A 21,551-nucleotide genomic window follows, 5' to 3' on the forward strand; every position below is an offset into this window, starting at 1 on the left:
CGCCAAGGTGGCGCAGAAATGGCGATCGGGAGCCTTCCGGAATGCTCTGCTGCTACCGACAGGGAGTACACTCGATGCTGAGTACTACCCGAAAACCACTCTTGTCGCGCCCGCGCATCAAACGCCCATGAACTCGGTGTCCCATCTGAAACTTTCCGATATTGCCACGCAGGCAGTGTCGACCGTGTCGCCTGATACGCCGCTTGACGAGGCGGTCAGCCGCTTTGCCGAGCGGCATATTTCCTCGCTGGTGGTCGTCGAGAACGGCCGATCGGTGGGCATCGTCACCGAACGTGACCTGGTGCGTCTGATGTATACGGGTTCTGCCGACGGGCGCCCGGTGCGCTCGGTGATGAGCTCGCCGCTGCTGACCGTGCCGCACGATCTCGATTTTTCGTCGGCTCAGGTGATGATGGCCAATTGCGGTATCCGCCACCTGGTGCTGGTCGATGATGCCGGCGCCTTGTGCGGTCTGGCCAGCGAAACCGATTTTCGCCGGCATCTGGGGACCGATCTGCTGGCCTTGATCCAGAGTCTCAATACCGTGATCGACCAGGGCGGCAAGCTGATTCACCCGGACCGGACCCTGGCTTTCGCGCTGGAAACCATGGCGTCGTGCAAGCTCGATCATGTCATCGTCGGGCGCGACGGTGTGGCCGAGGGCATTCTGACCGAGCGGGACGTGCCGGTATTGCTGGATAAGCATGTTGATCCCCATCTGGTTCGCATGGGCGAGGTCATGAAGGCGCCGCTGCTCACGATCGGCATTGATGCTTCCGTCGATGAGGCGGCCCGGTGCATGGATGAGTCCGGTTTTCGCCATCTTGGCGTGGTCGACCGTGACGGCATGTTTATTGGTGTCGTCAGTCAGCATCGCATGCTGGAAAAACTGGGCATCGCACTGATCGGGCAAAGTCGCCTGCAACTCGAGGACCACATGAGCATGGTGCTCGAGGCGACCGGCGTCGGTACCTGGGAGTTTGACGACATCCGCGGACAACTGGTGCGCAGTTCCGCCTTGAACGGCATGATGGAAAGCGTTTCCGGCAGCACGCTGGAGGCGATTGACAGCGTCTTGCAGCGCCTTGAGCCGGCCGACCGTGAACTTCTCGTCGCCGGTCTGGAACGGATGCGACGGGGTGAACAGGAGAATTTTTCCCTCGATTGCAGTATCCGCAACGGCGAAGGCAAGCCGCGCTGGGTTTCGATCCGCGGCAAGGTGCTGGAGCGCGATGCCGACGGGCGGCCGGTGCGTTCGGCCGGGGTGGCGATCGATATCTCGGCCCAGAAGGAATCCGAGGCCCTGTTGCGCCAGAGCGAGGCCCGCTTTCGTGGTCTGATGGAGAAGGTGCCGCTGGCGGTTGCCCAGTTGAATGCACACCAGGACGTTGTCTTTCTCAATGCCCACTTCGTACGGCTCTTTGGTTATACCCAGGAAGATCTGCCCAATCTCGCCGCCTGGTGGTTGTTGGCCTACCCCGATGCGCAGCGGCGCAACGAGTTTCGCGTGGCCTGGCAGGAAAAGGCAGCCATGGCACCTGACGGGACGTTGCAGCCTTTCGTGCGCTATGTCACCTGCAAGGATGGCAGTCAGCGGCTGATCGAGTTTTCCGGCATCGTGCTGAGCGACGAGTTTCTGATCATCCTGACCGATGTGACCGAGCGGCGGCGGCAACAGTCGATGCTGGAGTTCAGCAACGCCATTCTCGAGCGCATTTCGCGCGGCTCGCCGCTCAGTGAGGTCCTCGATTTCATCGTTCGCCAGATTCAGGCGGTGGAACCCGGCATCGTTTGTTCCGTGCTCTTGCTCGACGAGCTTGGCCAGCATTTGCGGCATGGCGCCGCACCTGATTTGCCTGCCGCCTATTCGCAGGCGATTGACGGAGTTGCCATCGGGCCCGTGGTCGGTTCCTGCGGTACGGCGGCATATCGCGGCGAGGCGGTATTTGTCGGCGACATCGCCAGCGATCCGCTCTGGGCGGATTACAAGGAACTCGCACTCGGACATGGTCTTGCCGCCTGTTGGTCCTCGCCGATCAAGTCGACCGCCGGCAAGGTGCTGGGGACCTTCGCTGTGTACTGGTTGAAGCCGCGCCTGGACGTGGGCAGCAATGTCTCCCTCTATGTTGGCGCCGCAACCGCCCTGGCCGGCGTCGCCATCGAAAGCCGCTTGCGCAACGACGAGTTGCGCAGCCGGATCGATGAATTGCGGCGCTGGCAACTGGCGACCCTGGGGCGCGAGGGGCGGGTGATCGAACTGAAACGCGAGGTCAATGCCTTGCTTGCCCGTCTTGGTGAGGCGCCGCGCTATGACAGTGTGGCCGGCAGTGGAGATGCGGCATGAAGGTTTTGCGACAAGCTATCGGTCGACTGCTTTTATTCGCCTGTTTTGTGCTGCCAGGCCTGAACAGCGCCCTGGCCGACGGGGCGCAGCATCTGCGCGTCAGCATGGACGACAATTATCCGCCCTATGTCTTTCGCGATAATGAAGGCAGGCTGAAGGGCTACCTGATCGATCTGTGGGCGCTCTGGCAGGAAAAGACCGGGATCGCCGTCGACATCGACGCTGTTGACTGGGCTGACGCGCAACAACATTTTGCCGCGGGGCAGACGGATGTCATCGATACCGTTTTCCGCACGCCGCAGCGTGAGGCGAAGATGGATTTCACCGCGCCCTATGCGGATTTGCCGGTACCGATTTATGTGCATCACAGCATCCAGGGCATCGACGGACTGAAAACGCTCAAGGCCTTTGCGGTTGGCGTCAAGAAGGGCGACGCCTGTAGCGATTTTTTGCAGGCACAAGGCGTCCTGCGCCTGGATCCCTATCCGAGTTACACGGCGCTGGTGAATGCTGCCGTGGCTGGCGAGGTGCGCATTTTCTGTCTTGACGAAGCGCCGGCCAATTTCCTGCTGCGCCGGTTCGATGCGGACACGGCATTTCGCCAGGCTTTCAATCTGTACACCGGTCAATTGCACCGGGCTGTCAAAAAAGGCGATGTTGCCATGCTGGCAACGGTCAACCGCGGTTTTGCGGCCATTTCCGAGAGCGAGCAGAAGGTCTTGCACGACAAGTGGATGGGACGGGAACTGGGGCTGGCGTCTTATCGCAGTGAGTTGATCTTCGGCTTTGCCGCCGTCGTGGCGCTGGCGCTGCTGCTCCTGGTCTGGAACCTGTTGCTGCGCCGCCTGGTCGGGCGCCGGACCAGGCAGCTCAGCGAGGAGCGCGAGCGCCTGAGTGCCATTGTCGACGGGGTTGGCGGCTATATTTTCATCAAGGGCCGCGATTATCGCTACCAGTTTGCCAACCGCGCGACCTGTGAATTGTTCGGGCGTTCGTATGAAGAGGTTGTCGGTCATCCGGATGAGGATTTCTTCGATGCCGAATCGGTGGAACGCTTGCGCACCAACGACCGGCGGGTGATGGAGCAGGGTGAAAGCCTGCGCCATATCGAAAACCGGATCACGCAAATCGATGGTGAAAGCCGCAGCTATGTTGCCGTCAAGGTGCCGATGCGCGATGCGGACGGTCAGATCATTGGTCTGCTGGGTGTCTCCACTGATATTACCGAGTTGCAGCGGGCCGAAAAGGCGGTGCGCGATCTGGGTGACGAACTGGCGGCCACCTTGCGGGCAATTCCCGACCTGCTCTTTGAGATTGATGAAAACGGGCGCTATTGCAATGTCTGGAGCCAGGCGCGCGAAGATGAACTGCTTGCCAGCCGGGAAAGCTTGATCGGGCGGACGGTCGCGGAAGTGATGCCGGAGGCTGCGGTGAAGGTGGTCATGGGGGCGCTGGCCGAAGCCTTGCAAACGGGGGATAGTCGCGGGCAGCTGATTTCGCTCGATCTGCCGGACCTTGGTCGGCAGTGGTTCGAATTGTCGACCTCGCTCAAGGCGGGGGATGCCCGGCCGCGGCGCTTCATGGTGTTGTCGCGCAATGTCAGCGACCGCCTGGCGGCGCAGGAGGCGGCCGGCGCCGCCCGCAACGAGGCGCATCGCTTGCTGGCGGAAGCGGAAAGCACACGTCTGGCCCTGCTCAGCATGCTCGAGGATCAGAAACTGATCGAAGGCCAGTTACGCAAGCTGTCGCAGGCGGTCGAGCAAAGTCCGGAGACGGTTGTGATTACCAACCTCGAGGCTGATATCGAGTACGTCAATCAGGCCTTTGTCGAGACCAGCGGTTATTCGTTTGATGAGGTGGTCGGGCGCAACATGCGTTTGCTGGGTTCAGGGCAGACGCCGGCCGCCACCTATGTCGCCTTGTGGGATGCATTGCTGGCAGGGCAGGTGTGGACCGGCGAGCTGATCAACCAGCGCAAGAATGGCGAAATCTTTTACGAACATGCGGTGATTTCGCCGATTCGCCAGCCCGATGGCGAGGTGACCCACTACCTGGCGATCAAGCAGGACATTACCGAGAAGAAACGCATCAACGAGGAGTTGGTGCAGCATCGTCACCATCTCGAGGAACTGGTCGAACAGCGTACCGGCGAGCTGCTTGCCGCCAAGGATGCGGCCGAAGTGGCAAGTCGTGCGAAGAGTGCTTTCCTGGCCAACATGAGCCACGAAATCCGTACGCCGATGAATGCAATTGCCGGGCTGACCCATCTGCTCCTGCGGCTCTGTCAGGATGAAGAGCAACTCGACAAGCTGGGCAAGATCAAGCAATCGGCTGACCACCTGACCGGGGTGATCAACGACATTCTCGATATCTCGAAAATCGAGGCCGGCAAGTTCGAGCTTGAAACCATCGAGTTTGATCTGGGCGAACTGCTGGAAAGCGCCGGAGCCCTGATGCGTCACAAGGCGCAAGCCAAGGGACTGGCCCTGCATGTCGCAGCACCGCTCGAGCTGGGTGGACGGCTGCGCGGCGATCCGACCCGGCTGAAGCAGGCTTTGCTCAATTATCTCGGCAATGCCGTGAAGTTCAGCGAACAGGGAACGGTCAGCTTGTGCTGCAGCCTGCTTGAGATCACCGGCAATGTGGTCAGTCTGCGTTTTGAAGTCAGCGATACCGGCATCGGTGTCGAGCCCGAGGTCATGGGCCGTTTGTTCAATGCTTTTGAGCAGGCCGACAACTCGACGACCCGCCACTATGGCGGGACGGGGCTGGGGCTGGTCATTACCCGTCACCTGGCCGAACTGATGGGCGGTGAGGCCGGGGTGCGCAGCGTACCAGGCGAAGGCAGTACCTTTTGGTTCACCGCCTGCTTCCAGTTGGTCATCGCCAGCAGCAAGCCCGAGCGGTCGGTCGAGGCGGGGGAGGAGGCTGCGGAACAGCGTTTGCGGCGCGATTTTTCCGGCCACCGCGTCCTGTTGTGCGAAGACAACGCGATCAATCGTGAAGTCGCGCTTGAATTGCTCAACTATGCCGGCATCGTGGTCGATATTGCCGAACATGGTGCCGAGGCCCTGGAAAAGCTGCAGGCTGCACGCTACGAACTGGTCCTGATGGACATGCAGATGCCGGTCATGGACGGCCTGGAAGCGACCCTCCGGATTCGTGCGCTGCCCGGGATGCGTGCGTTGCCGATCCTGGCGATGACCGCCAATGCCTTTGCCGAAAATCGCGAGGCTTGCCTGGCTGCGGGGATGAATGACTTTGTCGCCAAACCGGTTGATCCGGCTGCACTTTATGCCGCCTTGCTCAAGTGGTTGCCGGCGGCGAGCGAAGCGCCGCTTGTGTCGCCTGATCCGGTTGCGCCAGATGCGGCACCGGAGGATTTCGTGATTCCCGGCGTGGATCTGAGTGTTGGCCTGGCGATTACGCGCGGCAAGCGCGAGCGGCTGCTGCATCTGCTGCACTTGTTCGTCGCCAATCACGGTAGTGACGTGCGGCAGATTAGCGAGTTGCTGGCGCAGGGCGAGCCGGTACAAGCCGAACGGATTGCACACGCACTGAAGGGCGCCTCCGGCTCGTTGGGCATCAACGAAGTCTATCGGCTGGCGACGCAGCTCAACAGCCTGTTGCGCGATCAGGCAGCGGTCGACCTCGTCGAAGCGGCCATTTTGCCGCTGGCGGCCGAGCTGGATGCGGTTTGCGCCAATATCGCCGCCATTCCTGAAGCTTGAAAGCAAAAAGGGGGATGACCGTTGCCGGTCATCCCCCTTTTTTATGTTGCCTTGATCAGGCGCGGCTCTGGATTTCCTCGATGTAGCCGAGCATGCCGGTCTTCAGATTGCCGGCATTGCCTTCATCGGTATCGATGTGCATGGCCAGGCGGAAAGCCGGATTGACCCGGACCACGACGTCGCCGAAGATCAGCTCGCGCTCGCCTTCGACACGGACACGGACGATGTAGTTGTCACGCACCCGGAAACGCATCGCATCTTCCGGTGACATATGGATGTGGCGCTGGGCGCAAACCACGCCGCGCTCTATGGTCGAGCTGCCATACGGGCCTTCCAGCGTCACGCCGGGCGTGCCGGCGAGGTCGCCGGACTGGCGGATCGGCGGCTGCACGCCGAGCTTGAACTGCTCGGTCATCGCGATTTCAACCTGGGTTTCCTTGCGGGTCGGGCCGAGTACGCGCACCTTGGCGATGCGTCCCTTCGGGCCGACCAGGTGCACCTGCTCTTCGCAGGCATACTGGCCCGGTTGCGACAGCTCGTGCATCGGCGTCAGCTGGTGGCCGGGGCCGAACAGCTTCTCGACGTCGGCTTGCGACAGATGCACGTGGTGCGCCGAGATTTCGACCGGAATGGCCGGCGTGTCGTCGGCCTTGGCTTCCTGCAGCAACTGGTTGCGTTCGATGGCGCGCAGGGCCTCCCAGGCGACCAGGCGCTCGTCGTCATTGGCGACGACGAGGATGGTGACCGGCGAGTCTTCGGCGGAAATGACCGCGTAGCCTTCGAACTGGCCGAGGTTGCGGTTCTTTTCCTCGTCGAGCTTGATGCCCATGTAGGAAAGGCCCTGGCAGGCCAGGCTGCGCACCGTGGCGCTGGTTTCGCCGATGTCGCCGGTGAAGGCGAGGACGTCGATGCCACCCATCGCGGCAACGTAGGCGCCGATGTTCTTGCGCACCTGGTAGCAGAAAGCCTTGTGCGCGAGCAGGGCGCGGTGTTCGCCGGCATTGGCGGCGGCTTCGATCTCGTGGATGTCGCTGGAAATGCCGGAGATGCCCTTGAGGCCGCTCTCGGTATTGATCAGCGTGGACAGTTGTTCCGGCGACATGCCGTGCTGTTCCATCAGGTGGATCATCACTGCCGGATCGATGCTGCCGGAACGGCTCGGCATGATCAGGCCGTCGGTTGGCGTCATGCCCATCGTCGTGTCGATCGAACGGCCGTGATCGATGGCGCACAGCGAGGCGCCAATGCCGAGGTGGCAGGAAACGATTTCAAGTTCGCCGAGCGGGCGCTTGAGGACTTCCGCCGACTTCAGCGAAACATAGCGGTGCGAAGTGCCGTGGAAGCCGTAGCGGCGGATGCCGTGCTGCTTGTACAGATCGTAGGGCAGGCCGTAGAGGTAGGCGTAGGGCGCCAGGGTCTGGTGGAAGGCGGTGTCGAACACGGCAACATGCGGAATGCCGGGGAACTGCTTTTGCGCGACGCGGATACCGGCGACATTCACCGGGTTGTGCAGTGGCGCGAAGACGGCCAGTTCTTCGATATCGGCGATTACCGACGGGGTGATGACGACCGAGCTGGAGAACTTGTTGCCGCCATGCACGACACGGTGGCCGATCGCGGTGACATCCTCCGGGTGGAAGGTGAAGGCCGGGCCGAGCAGGGCGGTGGCTTCGGTCATCACGGCAAACAGGTCGGAGAGCTTGAACGGCGCATGCTCGATGACCTTCTGCTGCGGGCCGACGGTCACGGTGATCCTGGCGACCTGCTTGTCGGCATGATCGATCACGCCATGCACATCGGCGCCGCTTTCCAGCGTGTCGTAGATGCCGAAATGGATCTGGCTGATGCCGACATTGAGGACGACGACCTTGCCCGGTTCCTTGGTGGTCAGCGACAGCGCGTAGGGATCGCTCGACTTGCAGACGGCGTTGGCCTGCGCGGTGACCAGGTCGACCGACATGACGCGGGTGCGGTCGGCGAGCAGGCGCGACAGGTAGCCGAGCGCCTTGGGGTTGGTCAGGATGTGCGAGTTGAAGACTTCCTGCGGAATCATCAGCACGAAACAGCGATTGCCGGCGATCACGTCGGCGACGATGCGGTCGCCGGTGAGCAGCGACATGACGCCGAAGACATCGCCGACGCCGAGTTGGGCGATCACCGAGCGGGTGCCGGTGTTGTCAGTCATCGAAATCTCGGCGTGACCGCTGATCATGACGCCGATGAAGCGGCCTTCGTCGCCGGTTTCGAGAATGGCCTCGTTGCCCTCGTAAGTCGCCAGGCGCGACTTGATGACGATTTCCTCGACCTTGTCGGCTGGGAAGTTCTCGAACAGGCGGACCTGTTCGAGGAAAAAGCGCTTCAGATCAATTTCGCTCATGCTGTTTCTCGCTTAAAACGGATTTTTATAGGCGAGAGACTATCATTGTTGCTGCGGTGCAGCAAAGTTTGCTTGGGTTACAGTTTTATCTCAGCCTTTTACGTGCAAGCCACACTCTTTCGAGTCCGGCGATTAGCTACGGCCGCCCCTGACGGGGCTTAACGTCGCTGCGCGTTTAGCCTGCGCTGAAGCGCTGATTCAGGAGGTGGCCTTCAGGTGAAGGCCACATTCCTTGGTGTCAGCACTTTAGCTGCGGCCGGAGCGTTGCTCCTTAACTTCGCGTTGCGAAATTAGCCTGCGCAGATCGCCGGATCAGCCTTTTACGTGCAAGCCACACTCTTTCGAGTCCGGCGATTCCCACCACCAGCGGCCGGAGCGGACGTCTTCGCCGAGCGAGATGGCGCGGGTGCAGGGGGCGCAGCCGATGCTGGGGTAGAACTTGTCGTGCAGCGCGTTGTAGGGGACGGCGTTCTGCTTGATGTAGGTCCAGACTTCCTTTTCCGACCAGTCGGCGAGCGGGTTGAATTTCTCCAGACCGTTGCCTTCGTCGTATTCGCGCGTCGCCAGGTTGCCGCGCGTTGCCGCCTGTTCGGCGCGCATGCCGGTGATCCAGGCTTTCTTGCCGGCCAGGGCGCGCTTGAGCGGTTCGACCTTGCGCACGTAGCAGCAGCCCTTGCGCATTTCGATCGACTCGTAGAAGGCGTTGATGCCGTTGGCGCGTACGTAGTCCTCAACGGTCGACGCCTGCGGAAAGTAGATTTTCAGCTTGAGGCCGTAATGCGCTTGCACGGCGGCCATCAGGTCGTAGGTTTCGAGCGGCAGGCGGCCGGTGTCGAGACTGAAGATCTCGATCGGCAGGCCGGCCTTGACGATCAGGTCGGTCAGCACCATGTCTTCGGCGCCGAGGCTGTTGGCAAAGGCGGCCGGTGTCCAGTTGCCGGCGATGTCGGCGAGCAGGGCTTGCGCCGTCGCCGTTTTGGCGGCGACGCTGGCGGTCAGTTCGGGGGTGATCTTGAGCAGGCTGGGCGTCATCGGGAAATCTCAGGAACGGCGGCGGAAAAGCGGTTGCGGCTGGCTGGTCGAGGCCTGGTAGACATCGCCGAAGCTGGAAAAGCCCTTGTTGACGGCGTGTGCCGCATTCTTGCCGTCCTTCAGTGCGTAGCTGTCGAAACCGACGCGCTGCATGAAGAAAAGCTGGTCGTGCAGCACATCGCCGACGGCGCGCAGTTCGCCCTGGTAGGCGTAGCGCTGGCGCAGCAGGCTGGCCGTCGAGTAGCCGCGGCCATCGACGAACTTGGGGAAATTGACGGCGATCACGATGAAGTATTCGAGGTCGCCGGCCACGTCTTCAACGCGCTCGTCGGGCTGGATGAGCAGGCCGATGCGCTTGCAGGTCGAGATGATCTCGGTCTTGCGCGCCTGCCAGACGGGCAGCGGGAAAATGATGTCGCCGGCGGGCAGGGCAACCGTTTCCGGCGTTTCGCTCTCAGCCAATTCGAGCGTTTTCCAGGTGTCGACCGCGATGGTCTTGTCTTTGATCAGTTGGGCCATTATGCGGTCTCCTTGTCTGCTGCCTTGGCCTTGCCGTGGGCGCGGCCTTCATATACGCGGTTCTTGAACGGGTCGATGCCGATGCGATCGAAGGTGTCGAGGAAGCGCTCCTCGTCGCTGCGCTGTTCGAGGTAAACCTTGATGATCTTCTCGACGACGTCCGGCATCTCGTTTGCTGCAAACGACGGGCCGATCACCTTGCCGAGCTTCGCCTGGTTGCCCTGGCGACCGCCCAGCGTGACCTGGTAAAACTCGTCGTTGTTCTTGTCGACACCGAGCACGCCGATGTGGCCGACGTGGTGGTGGCCGCAGGCATTCATGCAGCCGGAAATGTTGAGATCGATCTCGCCGATGTCGAACAGGTAGTCGAGATTGTCAAAGCGGGCCTGGATGGCGGTCGCGATGGGAATCGACTTGGCATTGGCGAGGTCGCAGAAATCGCCGCCCGGGCAGCAGATCATGCTGGTCAGCAGGCCGATGTTCGGCGTTGCCAGACCATTTTCTTTGGCGATCTGCCAGACGGCGTAGAGATCGGCTTGCTTGACGTCGGCGAGGATGATGTTCTGCTCGTGGCTGATGCGCAGTTCGCCGAAGCTGTAGCGGTCGGCGAGGTCGGCAACGACTTCCATCTGTTCGGACGTGATGTCGCCCGGTGCAACGCCGTGCGCCTTGAGCGACAGGGTGACGGCCGTGTAGCCGGCGACCTTGTGCGGCTGTGTGCAGCGGTCGACCCAGCGGCGGAAGGCTTTTTCCTCGGGCAGGGCGGTTTCGCCCAGGCTTTCATAAGCCGGTGCGGTGAAATGTGCGGCGATGCGGTCGTATTCGGCCTGCGTGATGGTGGCCGGGCCACCCTTGCCGTGCGCCCATTCCTCTTCGACCAGTTTGGCGAAGGCGTCGACGCCGAGCGCCTGGACGAGGATCTTGATGCGCGCCTTGTAGGCATTGTCGCGGCGACCGGCGCGGTTATAGACGCGCAGGATGGCTTCGCAATAGGTCAGGATGTCCTGCCAGGGCAGGAAGTCGCGTACGACCTCGCCGCGGATCGGAGTGCGGCCAAGACCGCCGCCGACGATGACGGTGAAACCGACCTGACCGTCGACCACCTTGAGATGCAGGCCGATGTCGTGGAACCAGGTGACGGCACGGTCTTGCTCGGTGCCGGAAATGGCGATCTTGAACTTGCGCGGCAGGAAGGCGAATTCCGGATGGAAGGTCGTCCACTGACGCAGAATTTCGGCGAGCGGGCGCGGATCGATGATTTCGTCGGCGGCGACGCCGGCGAACTGGTCGGTGGTGATGTTGCGCAGGCAGTTGCCGGAAGTCTGGATGGCGTGCATCTCGACTTCGGCCAGTTCGGCCAGGATGTCGGGCACGTCTTCGATCTTCGGCCAGTTCAACTGCAGGTTGTGGCGGGTCGTGAAGTGGCCGTAGCCGTGGTCGTACTTGCGTGCGACGTGGGCCATGCGGCGCAGTTGGGCGGCGTTCAGCATGCCGTAGGGCACGGCGATGCGGAACATCGGCGCATGGCGCTGGATGTAGAGGCCGTTCTGCAGGCGCAGCGGGCGGAACTCGTCGTCAGCCAGTTCGCCGGCTTGCCAGCGGCTGACCTGGTCACGGAATTGCTCGACCCGCTCGTTGATCAGCTGGCGGTCGATGGCATCGTATTTGTACATGAAAATTCCTTAAGCAACGATCAGCTTGCCGCCGATGACCACGAGCATGGTGGCCAGCAGACGACGCAAAATATGTTCCGGTACCTTGGTCGAAACCTGGGTGCCCAGCCAGATACCGGGCAGCGAACCAAGCAGCAGGCTGCCGAGCAGCGACCAGTCGACCCCGCCCATGGTCCAGTGGCCGAGGCCGGCGACCAGGGTCAGCGGCACGGCATGGGCGACATCCGATCCGACAATCTTGATCGGCGAAAGTTTTGGGTAGAGGAAGTAAAGGGCGGCGACGCCGAGCGCACCGGCACCGACGGAAGAAATGGTGACGAGGACGCCGAGAATGGCGCCGACAGCCACGGTGATCTTGCCCAGGCAGCATTTGCGCAGCGCCGATTCTTCATGCTGGCCGGCGTAATCGCGCAGCTTGCGGCCGAACAGGATGGCGATCGCGGTCAGCACCAGCGCAAAGCCGAGGCCGTTCGAGATGATCTGGCCGAGCACGTTGCTGCCCTTGGGGAGTTGCGAGAGCACGATGATGGTGATGGTCGCGGCCGGGATGCTGCCCAGCGCCAGGCGGCCGGTGATAGCCCAGTCGATATGGCCCTTCCTGCCGTGCGCGACGGTACCGCCGGCCTTGGTCATGGCCGCGTAGAGCAGGTCGGTGCCGACCGCGGTGGCGGGATGCACGCCAAACAGCAGCACGAGCAGCGGGGTCATCAGCGAGCCGCCGCCAACGCCGGTCAGACCGACAATGGCACCAACGGCAAAGCCGGAAAGGGTGTAGAGATAATCCATGGCGCGCATCGTAGCAGCGGCCATTTGAAACAAAAAGAATATTGGGTTAGATTGGTATAGCTAAAGGTTATTAAGAGGGCGAGGATCCAGGATTGAGCTGTTAGCAACAGCGCTCGATCCTCGATCCTCGATCCTCGATCCTCGATCCTTAGTCCTTGATCCGTAGTCCTCAATCCTCGATCCAGAAATGAAACTTCAACAACTACGCTACATCGTCGAAATCCAGCGCCAGGGACTCAATGTCTCGGAGGCGGCGGAATCGCTCTACACGTCCCAGCCGGGCATCTCCAAGCAGGTCAAGCTGCTCGAGGACGAACTGGGGATTTCCATCTTCGAGCGCAGCGGCAAGCGCTTCACCGGCGTTACCGAGCCTGGCAAGTCGGTATTGGCGATCGCCGAGCGCATCTTGCGCGAAGCCGAAAACCTCAAGCGGGCGAGTGCCGAGTTTGCCACCGGTGACAGCGGTCGCCTGATTCTTGGTGCGACGCACACCCAGGCACGCTACGCGCTGCCGGTCGTGGTGCGCGATTTCGTCGCCAAGCATCCGACCGTCAAGCTCGAGATGCACCAGGGCAGCCCGACCCAGATTGCCGAGTGGGTGGTCAATGGCGAAGTCGATATCGGTATCGCCACCGAGTCGCTCGACCAGTATCCGCAGCTCGTAACACTGCCGGTGCGCCAGTGGAGTCATTGCGTGATTGCACCGGAAGGTCATCCGATCCTCGCGACGCAACCTTTGTCGCTCAACGAACTGGTGCGCTGGCCGCTGGTTACCTACGATTCGGCTTTCACCGGTCGCTCGCGCATCAACCGCGCATTCGAGCGGGTCGGTGCGCAGCCCAACGTCGTGCTTACCGCCCTCGATGCCGATGTGATCAAGACCTACGTCAGTCTGGGGCTCGGGCTCGGCATCATTTCCGGGCTGGCTTTCGACGCCCAGCGCGACAGCGGTCTGGTAGCGATGGATGCCGCGCATCTGTTCGAGTCGAACACGACGCGCCTTGCCCTGCGCCGCGGCACGTATTTGCGCCGTTACGACTACGACCTGATTGCCGGATTCGCACCGCACCTCTCCCGGCATGTCGTCGAAATGGCCATGCAGGGCGGTGGGGCGGAATATCAGCTATGACGTTTGTCGTATTTTCCTGTTTTTGTTGAGACGGTAAGCTGCAACGGCCAACCAGGAGCCGTCCGCATGAATGCCGTATCCGAAGAGAAAGAGTTGTTGAGTCTGTTGCAGGGTGTCGACTTTCCACCTTGCCCCGCCGTCTTGCTGGCCGTTGATGCCGAACTGAAAAAGGAAATCCCGGATCCACGGGAAATTGCGCGTCACATCAGCACCGATGTCGCGCTCTCCGGTTGTTTGATGCAGGTCGCCAATTCACCTGCCTTTTCGACGGGGCGAGCGCTCAACTCCATAACCCAGGCGCTGCAGGTGCTGGGCACGCAGCAGGTGTTCAATCTGCTGCTGACCCAGTTGCTGAAGGTGGCCCTGTCCGGTGCGCCCGATGTGCCGCTGGATCGTTTCTGGGATTCATCTGCCCGGACCGCGCGCCTTGCCGCCGAACTGGCGCGCCGCCTGCGCAGCGTGCGGCCCGACGTGGCCTACACCTTCGGGCTTTTCCACGATTGCGGCATTCCGCTGTTGATGAAGCGCTTTCCGCAGGCCAGGGCCGCGCTGGCCGAGGCCAACGTGGCGGATGAGCAGAGTTTCACCGAGGTGGAAGAACGTCATCTCGGCACCAATCATGCGGTGGTCGGTTATTTCCTGGCGCGCCGCTGGCATTTGCCGTCATTCGTTGCCGAAGGCATCCTGCACCATCACGACTATCGTCTGTTGGCCGAGCCGGGGCGTGTTTCCGACGATGTAAAACGCCTGATCTCGATAGTCGTTCTTGCCGAACACATCATCCGCCTGCAGGTGGGTGATCATGGCGAACAGGAGTGGCACAAGGCAGCTTCCGTCGCCTGTGAAAGCCTGGGCTTGTCGCTGGTGGCGATTGATGACCTCATCGAGGATATGTGCGAGTGGCTGGCCTAGCCAGCCTTTGCACCTGTTTGGCCTAAGCGCCGGCACAGTATCTGTCTGGTTTTTCCGGTCCTGGCTATTCCCAGTGTTCGGTGACTTCGCTGGCCCAGGCAGTGGCGCCGAGCAGGGCGCTATTGATGCTTTTCGGGCTGATTCCGGCGTCGACCGCTGCATCCTGCAGTTGTACGGGATCGTGGCTCTCGCTGGCTTCGGCCACGGCGAGCAGTGCCGCGTAAGGGCCGTTCCGCTCGAGCAGGGCCTGGCTGATTTCCTGCGCTAGCGGCAGCTCTTCGATGATGTCGTGCAAGGGTTGCTGCAGCAGACGCTCCAGGCAGGAGAAAATTCCGGTCAGGAAGAGCGGGTCAGGCGGCAGGGGCGGCGAACTCAGCATCGCCAGCTCCTCCATCAGCTTGCCGCGGGTCAGCGCGCTTTCGACCAGCATCCAGTCCGCAAAATTGGCTTCACTCACCGAAAAGAGCAGGATGGCCAGCCAGCGCGTCAGGCGCTGCCGGCCGAGCATGATCAAGGCCTGGCTGATCGAGTCGATACGGTGGTTGAGGCCGATCGCCGGCGAGTTCAGGTAACGCAGGATGCGGAAGGTCAATACCGGGTCGCGCTTCATCGCTGCTGTAATTTCCGGCGTTTCGGCTTCGCCCTGGACCAGGCGCAGCAGGTTCAGAAGGTGAATCTTGTGCGGGTCGACCTGGCGTGCCCCTGGGTTGGCCGGGGCGGTGGCGGCAAAGTTGCCATGGAAGAAGTTGAAATGCCATTGCTGGCAGAGGCGGTGCTCGTCCAGCGTGTCGATATTGGCGGCAAACAGATGTGCCGGCGGTTGTTTTCCGCTGGCCCGGAACGCCATGGAGATGTCGCGGACATTGCCGGCGTCGCTGCCGGCAACATCAATGACGCCGTAGTTGGCCAGCGGGGCTAAAAGACTGAAGGCTGGATGGCCGGGGCGATGGGCCAGGCCGATGCCGATGCCGCGCTGGCGCAGGCGGCTGATTTTTTCGTGCAGTGCCGCCGTGTCGGTGTCGCGATTCGAGAGGTGCAGCAGGAGCACGACATTTTCACCGGGCAGGCGATCGACCGTTGCCTGCCGCAGCGAGATCGAGGATAGCGGGATGAAAGCCGGCAAGGTGTTCCAGGCGGCGCTGCTGGCCAGCAGGGTATTGAGCAGCAGGTCGTCGATCAGGTGCTGGACGTCGTCCGGGCCATTGGCCAGCAGGGCGGATCGGTAGAGGCGGAAGAGGTGGCCGGCCAGACGGTTCTGTCGGTCAAACACGGCTTCCCGGCAGAGCAGGGCGGTCTTTCCCTGGTCGTAGAGAATGTCGTTCTGAAGCTGGTTTTCGACCAACGCGCCGGGGTCACCGGCGAAGATTTTTTTCAAGCTGAACAACCCCGTTCCCCCAAACAAAAATGCCCGCTTGCAAGCGGGCATTATCGCATGCGGCAGGCGAGCTCAGTCGACTTTGGCCTTCTCGCGCAGATCCTTGACCAGTTGTTCGATCTGGCGGTTGGTGACGCGCTGTTGCAGTTGCGGCTTGACCTGCTCGAACGGCGGCGGGGTCAGCGAACGCGAGTCATCGAGCTGGATGACGTGGTAGCCGAAATCGGACTTGACCGGTGCCTTGGTGTACTCACCCTTTTTCAGCTTGGCCATCGCTTCGGCAAACGGTTTGACGTAGGAGCTCGGGGTGCTCCAGTCGAGTTCGCCGCCCTTGTCCTTGGAGCCCGGGTCCTTCGACTGTTTGGCCAGTTCGGAGAACTTCTCGCCCTTGTCGAGCTTGGCGATGATGGCCTTGGCATCATCTTCCTTGTCGACCAGGATGTGGCGGGGTTTGTATTCCGTATTGCCGAGGGTCGCCTTGATACCGTCGTATTCAGCCTTGAGCTGGGCATCGGTGACCGGATGGGCGCGCGAGTAATCGGAGAGGAAGGCGCGAATCAGCACGGCCTGGCGAGCGAGATCGATCTGGCCCTGGACTTCGCTCTTCTTGTCGAGGCCCTTTTTCTTTGCTTCCTGGGCGATGACTTCGCGACGGACCAGTTCTTCCTTGACCGCATTTTTCAGATCGGGCGAGTCAGGAGCGCCCTGGGCCTTTTGCTCGGCCAGGAAGGCATCAAACACTGCTTGCGTAACGGCGACGCCGTTGACCGTGGCGACGGGCTTGCCCTTTTCAGCAGCCAGCACCGGCGCCGAAACGATGGCGCCAGCAACGAGCAGGGCAGCCAGACGGGAAAGTTTGAGCATGTAATTTATCCTTGGGGTGGGGGAAAACCGGAAAATTATACTTCGTCGGGCGTGCGGGCGTTGATGGCCAAAGCATGTATTTTGCCGCGCATCAGGTCGCCGACCGCGTCATAAACCAGGCGATGGCGGGCGACCGTATTCTTGCCGGCAAAAACCGCGGCGACGATGTGCACCACGAAGTGGCCGCCATCCTTGGCGCCGGCATGGCCGGCGTGACGGTGCGACTCATCTTCAATAGCGATCGATTCCGCCTGCAATACGGCCAGGCGCTGGCGCAGCAGTTCGACCGTATTCACGCCGGCAGTGCTTTTTTGAACGGCTTGACGACGACTTTTTCATAGACGCCGGCGGCGACGTAAGGGTCGGCGTCGGCCCAGGCCTGCGCGGCAGGCAGCGAGGCGAATTCGGCGATGATGATGCTGCCCGAGAAGCCGGCCGGGCCGGGATCGGGCGAGTCGATCGCCGGGCAGGGGCCGGCCAGGATCAGGCGGGCTTCGGCCTGCAGGGCCTGCAGGCGTTCAAGATGGGCGGGGCGGGCGGCCAGACGTTGTTCGAGCGAGCCGGCGCGGTCTTCACCGATGATGACGTAGAGCATTATTTTTCTTCCTGCACGTATTTCGACAGCAGCAGACCTTGCCCGACGATGAAGACGAACAACAGGCCCATGCCGCCGAACAGTTTGAAATTGACCCAGGTGTCGGTCGAGAAATTGAAGGCAACAAACAGGTTCAGGCAGCCCATGAAGAGGAAGAAGGCCACCCAGGACAGGCTGAGTCGGTTCCAGACGGATTCGGGCAGGGTCAGTTGCTCACCGAGCATGGCCTTGATCGCGTTCTTTTTCAGGATGAAGGATGAGAAGGCGATGCTGCCGGCGAACACCCAGTACAGGATGGTCGGCTTCCACTTGATGAAGGCCTCGTTCTGGAAGATCAGGGTCAGGCTGCCAAAGATGCTGACCAGCGCGAGGCTGACCCAGAGCATCTTGTCCACCTTGCCGTGGCGCAGCCGGACCCAGACGATCTGGGCGACGGTTGCGGCAATGACGACGATGGTGGCGAGCAAAATCGGCGCCTGCTTGAGGTCGACCGTAGCCGAGCCGAGCAGGGAGGCAACCCAGCTTGCCGCAAGCTCCGGACTTTTCTCGGAGTACTTGAAGGCGACAAAGAAGAGGATGACGGGGAAGAGGTCGAAAAGCAGTTTCATGGCGGCGCATTATATACTCCGGAATCAACCCATCCGTATCCGAGAACGTTTATGCATACCGTGCTGATCATCGACGACAGCGATATCAACCTGACCCTGATCAGGGCGTTGGTCATGAAGTTGGGTGAATGCAGCCCGGTCCTGTTCGAAAATCCGCTGAAAGCGCTCGACTGGTGCCGGGAAAATGTGCCGGATCTGGTCATCGTCGATTACATGATGCCGGACATGGATGGCTTGCGTTTCATCAGCGCCTTCCGTGCCCTGCACGGTCGCGATGAAGTGCCGATCTTGATGGTGACAGCCAACGACCAGCGGGACGTGCGCTACGAGGCGCTGCTCGGCGGTGCCAACGATTTCCTGACCAAGCCGATCGATCGTGTCGAGTTCGGGGCCCGGGCCCGCAACATGCTGTCGCTGCGCACCGGTCAGAAGTTCCTGGCCGACCGCGCCCAGCACCTCGCAGCACTGGTTGATGAGCAGACCCGCGAAATCCGCGATCGCGAGAAGGAACTGATTTTCCGCATGTCGCGTGCTGCCGAGTTTCGCGATCCGGAAACCGGCGCCCATATCCAGCGCATGGCCTATTACTCGCAAGCCATCGCCAAAGGGCTGGATCTCGACGAATCCGTGCAGAAGCTGATTCTCGAAGCGGCGCCGATGCACGATGTCGGCAAGATCGGCATTCCCGACAACATCCTGCTCAAGCCGGGCAAGCTGACGCCGGAAGAGTTCGAAGTCATGAAAGGACACGCCCGTCTCGGGTATGAACTGCTCAACAACAGCGGTTCGGAAATCCTGCGTGCCGGCGCCCAGATCGCCATCAGCCATCACGAAAAGTACGATGGCAGCGGCTATCCGCGCGGCCTGAAAGGCAATGATATTCCCTTGTTTGGCCGTATCGTCGCGGTGGCCGATGTGTTCGACGCCCTGACCTCGGAGCGTCCCTACAAGAAAGCCTGGCCGCTTGAGGATGCCGTGCATTTCCTCGAGGAAGGCCGTGGCAAGCATTTTGATCCGCTGTGCGTGGAGGCTTTTCTGGCAACCTGGGATATCGTGCTCGACATTCGGCAACGCTTTCAGGATGAAGACGCGCCGATGCTTTGAGCCGGCGTTGGTGAATAAAGGATGGAGACAGGAATGACAGCAGCTTTCAAGCTGGACAAGGCAGTGATTCTCGAGCGTCTGGGTGGCGACGAGGAAATTTATACGATGATGGTCGACATGTTTTTGCAGGATGTCGAAAACAACTGCATGGCCCTGGCCGCCTCCCTGGCCGCCGCTGCGATGCCGGATCTGCAGCGCGAAGTGCATACCGTCAAGGGGCTGCTCGCGACCTTTTCGGATGATGCCGGTGCCGAAGAGGCACAAGTTGTCGAGCACAAGGTCAAGCAGGGGCAGACCACGGGGCTCGCCGACGACATTGCTGCGCTGCAGGCACGCCTGCGTGAAGTCGCCGGCGTGTTAGCCGGGTAGGTTCAGGAAACTTGCCGCACCGGCCGCGCCGCCTTCCGGCGCGTGCGGTACGACGCCGAGCAGCGGTGCCGGCAGCAATTCCTGCAGCGTCGCCAGATTCTCTGCAAAGCGTGACATTGCCGGGTCGATCCGGTTGGCGACCCAGCCGGCCAGCCTGAGGCCGCGGCCGACGATGGCTTCGGCCGTGAGCAGCGCGTGGCTGATGCAGCCCAGGCGCATGCCGACCACCAAAATGACCGGTAAACCAAGGTCGACCGCCAGGTCGGCACTGTCCCGGTCGACGCCGAGCGGAATGCGAAAACCGCCGGCACCTTCGACGACGAGGAAATCGGCGGCGGCCATCGCCTCTGCGCAGCTTGCCTTGATCACGGCGAAATCGATGTTGCGACCTGCTTCGGCGGCAGCGATGTGCGGCGCGATGGCCGCAGCGAAACAATAGGGATTGACGATATCGCGCGGCAGCGCCAGATTGCTGGCGGCGAGGATCTGCTCGACATCCTCGTTTTGCCCGGCGGCATCGGTGCCGGCCGCGACCGGCTTGAGGCCGGCGGCCTTCTGGCCATCCTGCGCCGCGCGGTGGAGCAGGGCGCAGGTAATGAAGGTCTTGCCGATCTCGGTGTCGGTGCCGGTTAGGAAATAGGCTTTTTTCATGCTTGGGCGTAGAGCGCGATGACGTCGTAGGTGAGCGGCAGGCCGGCCGCTGTGCGCAAGGTTTCGCAGGCCGCTTCGGCGCGTGCGAAGGCGGCGCGGCTCATCAGGCTGCGCCGCTGGCCGTCGCCGACCTGGTTGGCGCCGACCGCCTTGACTGCCTTGAGCAGCGATTTGAAATCCGGGTAGCAGGTGATTTCCGTGCTTTTTTGCACGTCGACCGTTGCGAAGCCGGCCTCCAGCGCAATCTGCCGGATTTCGTCCGGGCTGTGAAAACTGAGCGTGTGACGGTATTCGTCGACGCCGGCAAAGGCATGGCGCAGTTCGTGGAAAGTCGCCGGGCCGAGGCTGGCCAGGGCGAGCCGGCCGCCCGGCTTGAGCGTGCGCCGCGCCTCGCGCAGCGCCAGGGCCAGTTCGCACCACTGCACGGCCAGGCTGGACCAGTAAAGGTCGAGGCTGGCGTCGGCCAGCGGCAGATGTTCGAGATCGCCGGCGAGGCGGCAGCACGGCGCCGCGACGCGGCCCAGCATGGCCGGCGACAGATCGAGGGCGAGTGCCAGGGCGGCGGGAAAGCGCGCCTGCAGCAAGGCCTGCGCATAGCCGGTGCCGCAACCGGCATCGAGCAGACGGTCGACCCGGATGTCCGGCAGGCCGGCGAGCAGGTGGTCGCAGATGCGGCGCTGCACGTCGGCGGCGCTGTCGTAAGTCGGGGCGGCACGCTCGAAAGACTGCCGGACGCGCGCCTTGGCCGGTTTATGCATTGACGAAGGCGGTGAGGCGGGCGACGAAATCGGCCGGCGTCGAGATGAAGGGCGCGTGCGCGCAATCGGCAAAGACTTCAAGGCGGGCGCCCGGAATCAGCGCGGCGAGCGCCTCGGCGGCGGGCAGCGGCATCAGCGGATCGTTGGCGCCGTGCAGGAGCAGAGTCGGCGCGCTGACCTGGCGGGCCGCGTTGCGCAGGTCCACGCTGCGCAGCCATTCCAGGCCACAGGCGAGCACGGTAGCGTCCGGGCGCGGGTCGGTCAGCTTGAGCAATTGCAGCGTCACGGCCTTGGCGCGCGCGTCGCCGCGATTGAAGCCGCCGACGAAGCGCGGCAGCATGGCCTCGGCATCGGCGGCAATGCCGGTCGTGAATTCGGCAAGCATCGCCGGCGGCATGCCGTGCGGCCAGCCTTCGCGCTGCACGAAGCTGGCCGTGCCGGCCACCAGCACCAACTTGCCGACCTTTTCCGGTGCCAGCGCCGCGACGGCGAGTGCCAGTTGGGCGCCGAGCGACCAGCCGCACAAGGTGCTGCCGGCCGGCAGACGGGCCGCGATATCGGCGGCGGCAGCGTCGAAATCGGCGATCAGCGGCTCAGCGCCGTAGCCGGGCAGATCGAAAAACTGCCCGTGCAGCGCGTCGACCGCTGCGGCGAGCGGGCCGCGGCCGAGGAACCAGCCGGGAATGAAATAAAGGGGAGCGGACATCGCGGGAGAAAAATCAGG

General features: G+C 62.1%; 19 protein-coding genes. 6 read left to right on the forward strand and 13 right to left on the reverse strand.

What is annotated here, in order from left to right; genetic code table 11:
• Positions 1–127: 127 nt before the first annotated feature.
• Together KIG99_RS17260 and KIG99_RS17265 are read left to right on the forward strand one after the other, a co-directional pair.
• Positions 128–2,344, forward strand: coding sequence for a CBS domain-containing protein (locus tag KIG99_RS17260; RefSeq protein ID WP_226461275.1), 2,217 nt, complete (start codon positions 128–130; stop codon positions 2,342–2,344).
• A complete protein-coding gene (locus tag KIG99_RS17265) occupies positions 2,341–6,075 on the forward strand; it encodes a PAS domain-containing protein (RefSeq protein WP_226461276.1) in 3,735 nt (1,244 codons plus the stop codon). Before KIG99_RS17260 ends, KIG99_RS17265 begins: the two co-directional genes overlap by 4 nt.
• A 55-nt stretch (positions 6,076–6,130) precedes the next feature.
• Here KIG99_RS17265 and KIG99_RS17270 read toward each other — a convergent pair whose 3' ends face one another.
• The 5 genes from KIG99_RS17270 to KIG99_RS17290 form a co-directional block, all read right to left on the reverse strand.
• A complete protein-coding gene (locus tag KIG99_RS17270; protein ID WP_226461277.1) occupies positions 6,131–8,452 on the reverse strand; it encodes an acetate/propionate family kinase in 2,322 nt (773 codons plus the stop codon).
• A 312-nt stretch (positions 8,453–8,764) separates the two neighbouring features.
• A complete protein-coding gene (locus KIG99_RS17275; RefSeq protein ID WP_226461278.1) occupies positions 8,765–9,484 on the reverse strand; it encodes a phosphoadenylyl-sulfate reductase in 720 nt (239 codons plus the stop codon).
• 9 nt (positions 9,485–9,493) lie between these two features.
• A complete protein-coding gene (locus KIG99_RS17280) occupies positions 9,494–10,003 on the reverse strand; it encodes a DUF934 domain-containing protein (RefSeq protein WP_226461279.1) in 510 nt (169 codons plus the stop codon).
• Positions 10,003–11,676: a nitrite/sulfite reductase gene (locus KIG99_RS17285; RefSeq protein WP_226461280.1), complete on the reverse strand. Its 1,674-nt coding sequence runs from the start codon at positions 11,674–11,676 to the stop codon at positions 10,003–10,005. Before KIG99_RS17285 ends, KIG99_RS17280 begins: the two co-directional genes overlap by 1 nt.
• Positions 11,677–11,685: 9 nt before the next feature.
• Positions 11,686–12,462: a sulfite exporter TauE/SafE family protein gene (locus KIG99_RS17290; protein ID WP_226461281.1), complete on the reverse strand. Its 777-nt coding sequence runs from the start codon at positions 12,460–12,462 to the stop codon at positions 11,686–11,688.
• A gap of 187 nt (positions 12,463–12,649) precedes the next feature.
• On the opposite strand from KIG99_RS17290, the gene KIG99_RS17295 reads away from it, so the two are divergent.
• Together KIG99_RS17295 and KIG99_RS17300 are read left to right on the forward strand one after the other, a co-directional pair.
• Complete coding sequence (locus tag KIG99_RS17295; protein ID WP_226461282.1) at positions 12,650–13,591, forward strand: CysB family HTH-type transcriptional regulator; 942 nt, start codon at positions 12,650–12,652, stop codon at positions 13,589–13,591.
• A 66-nt stretch (positions 13,592–13,657) separates the two neighbouring features.
• On the forward strand, positions 13,658–14,503 hold the full coding sequence (locus KIG99_RS17300; protein WP_226461283.1) for an HDOD domain-containing protein: 846 nt from the start codon (positions 13,658–13,660) through the stop codon (positions 14,501–14,503).
• 64 nt (positions 14,504–14,567) lie between these two features.
• Here KIG99_RS17300 and KIG99_RS17305 read toward each other — a convergent pair whose 3' ends face one another.
• From KIG99_RS17305 to KIG99_RS17325, 5 genes are all read right to left on the reverse strand, one after another.
• Positions 14,568–15,878, reverse strand: coding sequence for an EAL and HDOD domain-containing protein (locus KIG99_RS17305; protein WP_226461284.1), 1,311 nt, complete (start codon positions 15,876–15,878; stop codon positions 14,568–14,570).
• 72 nt (positions 15,879–15,950) lie between these two features.
• Positions 15,951–16,742 carry a peptidylprolyl isomerase gene (locus tag KIG99_RS17310; protein ID WP_226461285.1) on the reverse strand — a complete coding sequence of 264 codons (792 nt, stop codon included), beginning with the start codon at positions 16,740–16,742 and terminating at the stop codon, positions 15,951–15,953.
• A 35-nt stretch (positions 16,743–16,777) separates the two neighbouring features.
• Complete coding sequence (locus tag KIG99_RS17315; RefSeq protein WP_226461286.1) at positions 16,778–17,038, reverse strand: BolA family protein; 261 nt, start codon at positions 17,036–17,038, stop codon at positions 16,778–16,780.
• Complete coding sequence (locus KIG99_RS17320; RefSeq protein WP_226461287.1) at positions 17,035–17,337, reverse strand: YciI family protein; 303 nt, start codon at positions 17,335–17,337, stop codon at positions 17,035–17,037. Before KIG99_RS17320 ends, KIG99_RS17315 begins: the two co-directional genes overlap by 4 nt.
• A complete protein-coding gene (locus KIG99_RS17325; RefSeq protein WP_226461288.1) occupies positions 17,337–17,945 on the reverse strand; it encodes a septation protein A in 609 nt (202 codons plus the stop codon). The genes KIG99_RS17320 and KIG99_RS17325 overlap by 1 nt, the downstream gene beginning before the upstream one ends.
• Positions 17,946–17,996: 51 nt before the next feature.
• Between KIG99_RS17325 and KIG99_RS17330 the strand changes: the two genes are divergently transcribed.
• Positions 17,997–19,049, forward strand: coding sequence for an HD-GYP domain-containing protein (locus KIG99_RS17330; protein ID WP_226461289.1), 1,053 nt, complete (start codon positions 17,997–17,999; stop codon positions 19,047–19,049).
• 33 nt (positions 19,050–19,082) lie between these two features.
• Positions 19,083–19,418, forward strand: coding sequence for an Hpt domain-containing protein (locus tag KIG99_RS17335; RefSeq protein ID WP_226461290.1), 336 nt, complete (start codon positions 19,083–19,085; stop codon positions 19,416–19,418).
• Here KIG99_RS17335 and bioD read toward each other — a convergent pair.
• The 3 genes from bioD to KIG99_RS17350 are packed head-to-tail and all read right to left on the reverse strand — an operon-like array spanning position 19,407 to position 21,533.
• On the reverse strand, positions 19,407–20,069 hold the full coding sequence (bioD, locus tag KIG99_RS17340; RefSeq protein ID WP_226461291.1) for a dethiobiotin synthase: 663 nt from the start codon (positions 20,067–20,069) through the stop codon (positions 19,407–19,409). The two genes, KIG99_RS17335 and bioD, sit on opposite strands and share 12 nt — an antisense overlap.
• Positions 20,066–20,827: a malonyl-ACP O-methyltransferase BioC gene (bioC, locus tag KIG99_RS17345; protein ID WP_226461292.1), complete on the reverse strand. Its 762-nt coding sequence runs from the start codon at positions 20,825–20,827 to the stop codon at positions 20,066–20,068. The genes bioD and bioC overlap by 4 nt, the downstream gene beginning before the upstream one ends.
• Positions 20,820–21,533 (reverse strand): alpha/beta fold hydrolase, encoded by a 714-nt coding sequence (locus KIG99_RS17350; RefSeq protein ID WP_226461293.1) that lies wholly within the window; start codon positions 21,531–21,533, stop codon positions 20,820–20,822. The genes bioC and KIG99_RS17350 overlap by 8 nt, the downstream gene beginning before the upstream one ends.
• Between the last annotated feature and the right edge of the window lie 18 nt (positions 21,534–21,551).

The sequence above is a fragment of the Quatrionicoccus australiensis genome (genome assembly GCF_020510425.1).
GTDB lineage: Bacteria > Pseudomonadota > Gammaproteobacteria > Burkholderiales > Rhodocyclaceae > Azonexus > Azonexus australiensis_A.